The 6610-nt window shown below is 49.8% G+C and carries 5 protein-coding genes and 1 pseudogene; 1 reads left to right on the top strand and 5 read right to left on the bottom strand.

Translation table 11 applies throughout. From position 1 onward, the window contains the following. The coding region (locus HBN63_RS21100; RefSeq protein WP_223181893.1) for a hypothetical protein at positions 1-963 on the top strand (963 nt) is incomplete at its 5' end. Positions 964-1311: 348 nt separating this feature from the next. Here HBN63_RS21100 and HBN63_RS21095 read toward each other — a convergent pair. From HBN63_RS21095 to HBN63_RS21075, 5 genes and pseudogenes are all read right to left on the bottom strand, one after another. Then, on the bottom strand, positions 1312-2556 hold the full coding sequence (locus tag HBN63_RS21095; protein ID WP_170050780.1) for a VWA domain-containing protein: 1245 nt from the start codon (positions 2554-2556) through the stop codon (positions 1312-1314). A 341-nt stretch (positions 2557-2897) separates the two neighbouring features. Beyond that, a complete protein-coding gene (locus tag HBN63_RS21090; RefSeq protein ID WP_170050779.1) occupies positions 2898-3740 on the bottom strand; it encodes a hypothetical protein in 843 nt (280 codons plus the stop codon). Positions 3741-4211: 471 nt separating this feature from the next. After that, positions 4212-4772 carry a TIGR00645 family protein gene (locus HBN63_RS21085; RefSeq protein ID WP_170050778.1) on the bottom strand — a complete coding sequence of 187 codons (561 nt, stop codon included), beginning with the start codon at positions 4770-4772 and terminating at the stop codon, positions 4212-4214. Between the two features lie 503 nt (positions 4773-5275). Further along, on the bottom strand, positions 5276-5623 hold the full coding sequence (locus tag HBN63_RS21080; RefSeq protein WP_170050777.1) for a hypothetical protein: 348 nt from the start codon (positions 5621-5623) through the stop codon (positions 5276-5278). Positions 5624-5980: 357 nt separating this feature from the next. After that, a pseudogene (locus tag HBN63_RS21075) lies at positions 5981-6490 on the bottom strand (IS3 family transposase); the annotation flags it as partial. Positions 6491-6610: the final 120 nt, after the last annotated feature.

Below are 6610 nucleotides of genomic sequence, written 5' to 3'. Positions count from 1 at the left end.
TGCCACCCCTGCGTCGCTGCGCTCCGACTGCCCGGCCGGATGGCCGTGGAACAGGTGGCCAGATGGCCCTGGAATGCCTGGCCAGATGAGAGCGGACTGGGTGGCCGGATGGCGTGGAATCCGCAGGTTGAGCTTATAAAGAAAGAACCCACTCAAGCGGAATCAGCCTCGCAAGATGTGGCGGTTAATGGGCTAAAGGTAGCGGCTGACGCGGCGATTGGTGAGCATGCACTGCAGGATACCGCCAGTGAATACGGCGAAGCTCGCAGTTACCTGCAGGTGGATATCGACGGAAACGGCAGCACTGATGCCGTTGTCATGTACACGCTAGAGCCAACCGATGGTGGCAATTACAGCAACCAGTATCTAGTGCCATTTATCCGTAATGGTGACACGTGGGAAGCTAAGGCACGCCTAGATATCATAAACTCCGCCACTGATTTGGCTGACGAAGGCAATGGGGTTCTGAGCTATGTCGAGCTCTCGCGCGGCCCTGATGATCCTGATTGCTGCCCGTCCCAAAATACAACGCGCCTGTACAAGTGGAGTGGCTCTGTATTGCAGGATCTCAAAAATGATGGTGCCTCGCCTGCCAAGACATCATCCAAGCCTCTTGCTAAACCGCCTTACTACTCAGTGTTCACGCTTAATAACCCTTCGGACGATAATGAAGAGCTGACCAAGCGAGTATTGGAGTGCAGCATGGCCTCAAAGCTTGTTGGGCAGTTAGAGTCGATTGATATCATCAGCGATAAGTTTAATCGGATAAGTTTGGAGAAAGACATTGCTCCCGATGTAGAGTTGTTTGCTCAATACCACGCCATGATTAAAAAAGACTGGTCTCTAAAAGATATGAATCGAGCAGAGCAAGATGAATATTTAGTGGGGATCTATAATTCTGAATTCTGCCAACAACTCCACGGGCGGCCGAAGATTCAAGTTTCCGATGTGCCTGCAGAATAGTTATCGGATCTAGATATCCAGCCGCACCGCACTCGCACGTACAGTCCTGCCAAGGGACTGTACCGCGTTTAGCATTCATTACAAGATCGCGCAGCGTGGAGGTTGATACGGGCCAGATGAGAATTCTTCTTCTGGTTTAAGGAGGCTTAATCGCTTGTATCAGTATCACGACTTTGATTGGCTTCCGTATTACCGATAGATTCGAAAAATGAAGACACCGACAGGCACCGCGACAAGCACCTGCGCCATGATTTTGTCTCAGCAAGCGTGGCGCATCAGGCCGTGTTTGAGCAGTTGAAGTGGCTGCGGTAGGTCACCAAGCCACCGAACCACCCGCCTTCTAAGCTATCAGATGATGCCCTTCGACTTAGCAGCTTTCAGCCAGTCAGGGAACTCTTCCATCAGTTTCTCGTACAGTTGTTCTTCGCTGATCTGACTCAGCTTGTCGAGTGCAAAGAAATTACAGTTATCAACGATCCGGCCAGGCATGTCATCGAGCTTTTCCAGAATGCCGTAACCGCTACCACCAAGGCCTACGAACTGCCAGAAAATAGGCAATGCAGCAGCGCGCTTCATCAGGTCAGTAATTTTGCGATTCTCGTGTACCCCACCATCAGAGATAAAGAGCACGTAGACCGGTACCTTGCTGTTCGTGGCTTCGTAATGGTCGATTAAAAGCTGCATGGCTTTGGGCTCATCATTGATACGAGACCCTACGTCCCAATCCTTCCAGCCATGGTGATCTGTATTGATGAAGTCCTTGTAATTGCTTGCTGAAACGGCGCTGAGGCGAAGAGGTTTGGCGGCGAACGCCCAGCAGTCAATCTCGCCGTCGTCGTCAAAGTGAATGGCCATCGGCAAGAGACGGTTCACCACTTCCTGAACGTGGCCGCCGCGGTACTGGCCGTTCATGCTGCCGGACGCATCAAGAACAAGCGCAACACGAGCTACAACATCTGTGAGCCTGGCCTTCTCGAGCGAAATCTGTGCTTTCTTCGCCAGATTGACGAGCCCTGGTGCCTTGTCGGCCACCTTTTTCTCTAGCGATATGCGTGCTGGTGCAGCGGCTGGCGTAGGAGCAGGCTCTGCCACTTCCCCGCCAAAGTGCCGCACCAGTGCATCAAGGCCTTCGTTGAAGCCCTGAAGAACGCAATTTATCCGCCACTCACCACTCTTGCGGTAAATCTCAGTCAGCATGACAGCCCTTTCAGCTTTAAATGTCGCGCCTGAGAACTCACACCGGGCCACTTCATTGCCGGCCTCTAGGAACTTGAACGAGCTCGCCTGGATACTGCTCAGAGCACCGGCGCCGTCGATGGCGGCGGTGAACACGAGCTTGTCGATGGCTGCAGGGATCTGGTCTAGGTCGAGCTGGAATGAGGTTGGCGTTGCCAGGCGAACTGCGTTGCATGGCGAAGCATCCTGGTTGAAGAAGATCATGTAGCGGTCATCAGACAGCTTGCCGCCCACATCAAGACCGAAGCAGGCAAGATCGATGGTCGCGGATGCTGAGATTTCGACAGAGACCGTAATCTTCTTGCTGGGTGCTACGGAGACAACGGGGATTCGCTGACCTTGAGATAGTGTATTCATTTGCTCTCGCGTATACGTTCAAGTTCTTGATCTGGCTCTTAGCGTAAAAGCTGGTGTAATCGCTGTGCTCGAGCATACGCTGATCAGGAGCAGAGCGTGCTCGCCCTGCACTGACTTGCCCATGTCTTCACCAAACTTGCGCAATGCATTCATGATTTCACTTTTGGGAATGTCAGAGCTGGCACCACGAAGCCGGCCCGCAAAGGATAATCAGCTCTATGGTTAATAGAATCCGATTCAATGTGGAATCCTCACGTGAACCGATCCAGGCATGGCGTCCGATAGAGCAGTACCTTCCCAGAAAGCAAAGGTACTGCACTCGAACTCAGCTAGAGCTATGTTTACTTGGAATTAAACTTAAGCTCACAATTGTTAATTGTGAGGGGCTGTTCTTGTAGGAGTTCAGTCTTAACGCCGGTTTTCAAGTATGTAATGAAGCACTTATTATTTTCCATGGTTAATACTGCTACATCTTTTCCCAATGGAATTCCTTCTGGCTTTAATTGAATGTCCATGTCAGATGAATAGCCAAGCCGGACTGATTCACCGCCCAAAGTTAACGTATATGTATTATTAACCTTAGCCATATTAATACCGCTTGTTTTGATTATTTCCGAATATTCGGAAACTTCAATCCAGCTCCTTCTTAACATTTCATCGGCTAAAGCCACAACAAACCCAATAGCCGCACCAGTTATACCAACACCGACGACGTAACCAAAATCAAAAGCCATCGCAATACAGCCTACAGCACCACCAACAGCACCAGCACCTATGGCATGCATCTTATTCATGTTGGGTACTTGCCTGGATACGACAAACCCGGCTGCGCCACCACTAATTGCCCAGCCCATGATTCGGCCTAACTCACCTTGATTCAATACATTTATCGCAACCAAGGCGACAAGTCCTCCTCCAGCGCCTATCAAAGACCCTACTCTCATAGCTGACTTTAACTTTTCAAATTCAGCCATTTTCTTTGTTTGATAGAAAACTTGCCCGCAAATTATAAGCGCACTAATTAATGCGGCATCCAACGCACCAGATAACACCCAACTCGTAAATTCGTTTTCATCAAGCGAAAGCAGTACGAACAAAACACCACTTAAAAGTCCGCCTAAAGCTCCTGCCACAACAAAAAGTCCGCGCTTACTGCCTAATAGTTTATTCATAAACTCATTCATCCTTGCTGTCCTTTGTCATGATATAGGGCTTTTTGCTATGCATCATCAGTTGATGACTCGACACTTCACTGATCTCATTCACGGAATGTTTTTAAAAACAGTATGCTGTCAAGAGGATATTACATCATCCTTGATCTAGGTTTTGCTGAAAATGTTAAGAAGATGGAAGCGGAAATCAAATCCGCTGAAGTTGAATCGATCTGATGCAGCAACTCTCGCCTCAGCAAAGTCAATCAAGCCACCAGCCATTTGACCTTGGCTTGATCTGCTGACTTCGTGGCCCTAGCAAACCTCTACCTATCCTGCGCCGGCATTGAGCACCTACGGATGCCCGGCCGTTGAAGCCGTCTTGCGTTGAGGCCAGCCTGCTGAAATGCCCAGGATAATAGAATTCTTTGTCTTTAAGACCTACGACATCAGTCGCAAGGTTTGCTTCCCGCGATCAAGACGAATTCGTCCCGCACCTAAAAATTAATGCCCATTTTTATTCGTTGATGCAACACGCATCATCAACACGTCGGTGTAAGCAATACCAATTGCTGAAGCGATAAAGGCCATGTGAATAATCGTTTGCCACATAACACCATCAGTAGTGAACTTTGCATCAGGTATACCTAGGTTGCCCGCTGCAATGAAGGTTTTTAACAGGTGGATTGACGATATGCCGATGATCGCCATCGCCAACTTTACTTTGAGCACTGTGGCATTAACGTGGCTTAACCACTCCGGTTGATCCGGGTGCCCCTCCAAGCGCAAACGCGACACGAAGGTTTCATAACCGCCTACGATTACCATCATCAGCAGATTCGAAATCATCACTACATCAATCAAGCCCAACACAATCAGCATAATGGCTTGCTCAGTGAGCTGATTAATGTCCATCACCAAATGCGTCAGCTCCTTCAAAAACAGGAACACATAGGCGCACTGAGCAATGATGAGACCCAAATACAAAGGCAGCTGCAACCAGCGTGACCCGAAAATTAACGACGAGAAAACACCGGTTTTAGACCCAGTAGGTACATTGTTCATTGCGGCGCCTTTAATTAAATATATGATTTATTACGGCGACTCTGTTTTATTCGTCACCTGCCACCGATTTTGGCACATTCTGCTGAAGACCGCAGCACGAGTTCCCCAAATTCAAAACACGATTACCGCCCCACATGAACAGTTACTTTTGGCCTGAATGAATTATAGCGACGATTCAGGAGGCAGCCGGCTGGCGCGACCGAAATCGCGCAATCAAGGGGCTTATGGAGTGTGAGAGGCTGCTTAGAAGTCAGCTAGGCAACTCTGTTTGTCGTCTTTATCTTTGATGCTGTAACACTTACTTTTCTCCTTCCCGACGCGAGCCAAGCAACTATTTTTGGTGTCTGCGTCTCTGATCGAATAACACTTGCTTTTGTCATTATTCGTCGAGGCAAGGCAGTCATTTTTCATGTCTGAGTCCTTAATCGAGTAACACTTGCTTGAGTCGGCCCACCCTGCAGAAGGAAGCAACGCAGTCAACAAAACCAGTAATGTAATTCGCTTCATTGAGCAGCCCCTTGGTTAAGTTTTTGCGCGGCCTCGTATGCCGATCTGGATTGCTTGCCTGCGCAGTTCATGTTGAAGGAATTAACCATTTCGGAGTGCTTCTGGACCTTGGCGTTGTGGGCGTCCACAGATGCCTGATCGTAAGAATTGACGCTGGAAGACGAAACGGAATCTGCGAACCATTTGGTTTCATTGTAGAGCTTTACGCACTGCTCCATAGCCGCATCAGAAATCACAGGTGCCGACCCGAGTGATGAATCTGAAGGTGGCACTTCATACGCTTGAGCAAAAGCCTCTGTCGAGGTAAAGATACAGAGAGCAAGGATGGCGGACTTCGATTTCATTATTAACTCCGATGTGAAGTGGGTACGCATGTCGCAATTATTAATCTGTATCGGGATTTCACCGGAAGCTTTGATGACACACCCACATTAGAGATTGCCACCTGTTTCCAATCAAACAGCAGCCAAATTAAGGCTGAGGCAAACCATCATCATTTCAGGTATGCGCACCACGCAAGTGACGGACGTCAACGATGAACTGCTTAACCTATTCTGACCGTTCTCTGCTGAACGTCACTACGATATGACCTGGTCAAGTCAAAGAAATTCGCACAGGACAGTCGAGTCTGAAGCGAATAGCGGTTGATCTGGCCAGGTCCGTTTTGTTGTGGTGAACAAAATCTGGGCACTGGTTTAGGTTTATCGGGCCACTGATTCGGCATCAACTGGCGTTTTGTATCCGTTGTAGCTGTGTGGTCGCTGATGGTTGTAGTAACCCGTCAGATAGCGCAGCCCGTCCGCCTCAGCATGCCCTTGGCTGGTATGGCCGTGCTCCGGCATCCACACCGTTTTCAAGCTTCTGAAAAAACGCTCCATCGGTGCGTTATCCCAGCAGTTGCCACGACGACTCATGCTCTGCTTGATCCGGTAGCGCCACAGCATTTGGCGAAATTCGATGCTGGTGTAATGACAGCCTTGGTCGGAGTGAAACATCAGCTGCTGTGGGCTGCCACGCGACTCAAAGGCAACGCGCAAGGCGCGTGTCGTGAGTTGCGAGTCCGGTCGATTGGAAAGCGCCCAGCCGACGATGCGACGCGCATACAGATCCATCACCGCAGCCAGGTAGATCCAGCGGTTGCCTGCCCAGATGTAGGTAACATCACCGCACCACACCTGGTTCGGGCGGCTCACAGTGAACTGCCTGCGGATTCCACGCTGACTCGGACACCCATTCCACGCACATCCGGACAGTGATTCCACGCTGATCCGGACACTCATTCCACGAGCATCCGGACACCGATTTCACGGCCATCCGGACACTTTTCAGGC

Source organism: Pseudomonas sp. WS 5011 (assembly GCF_012985775.1).
GTDB lineage: Bacteria > Pseudomonadota > Gammaproteobacteria > Pseudomonadales > Pseudomonadaceae > Aquipseudomonas > Aquipseudomonas peli.
This window is presented reverse-complemented; position numbering and strand designations above follow the sequence as displayed.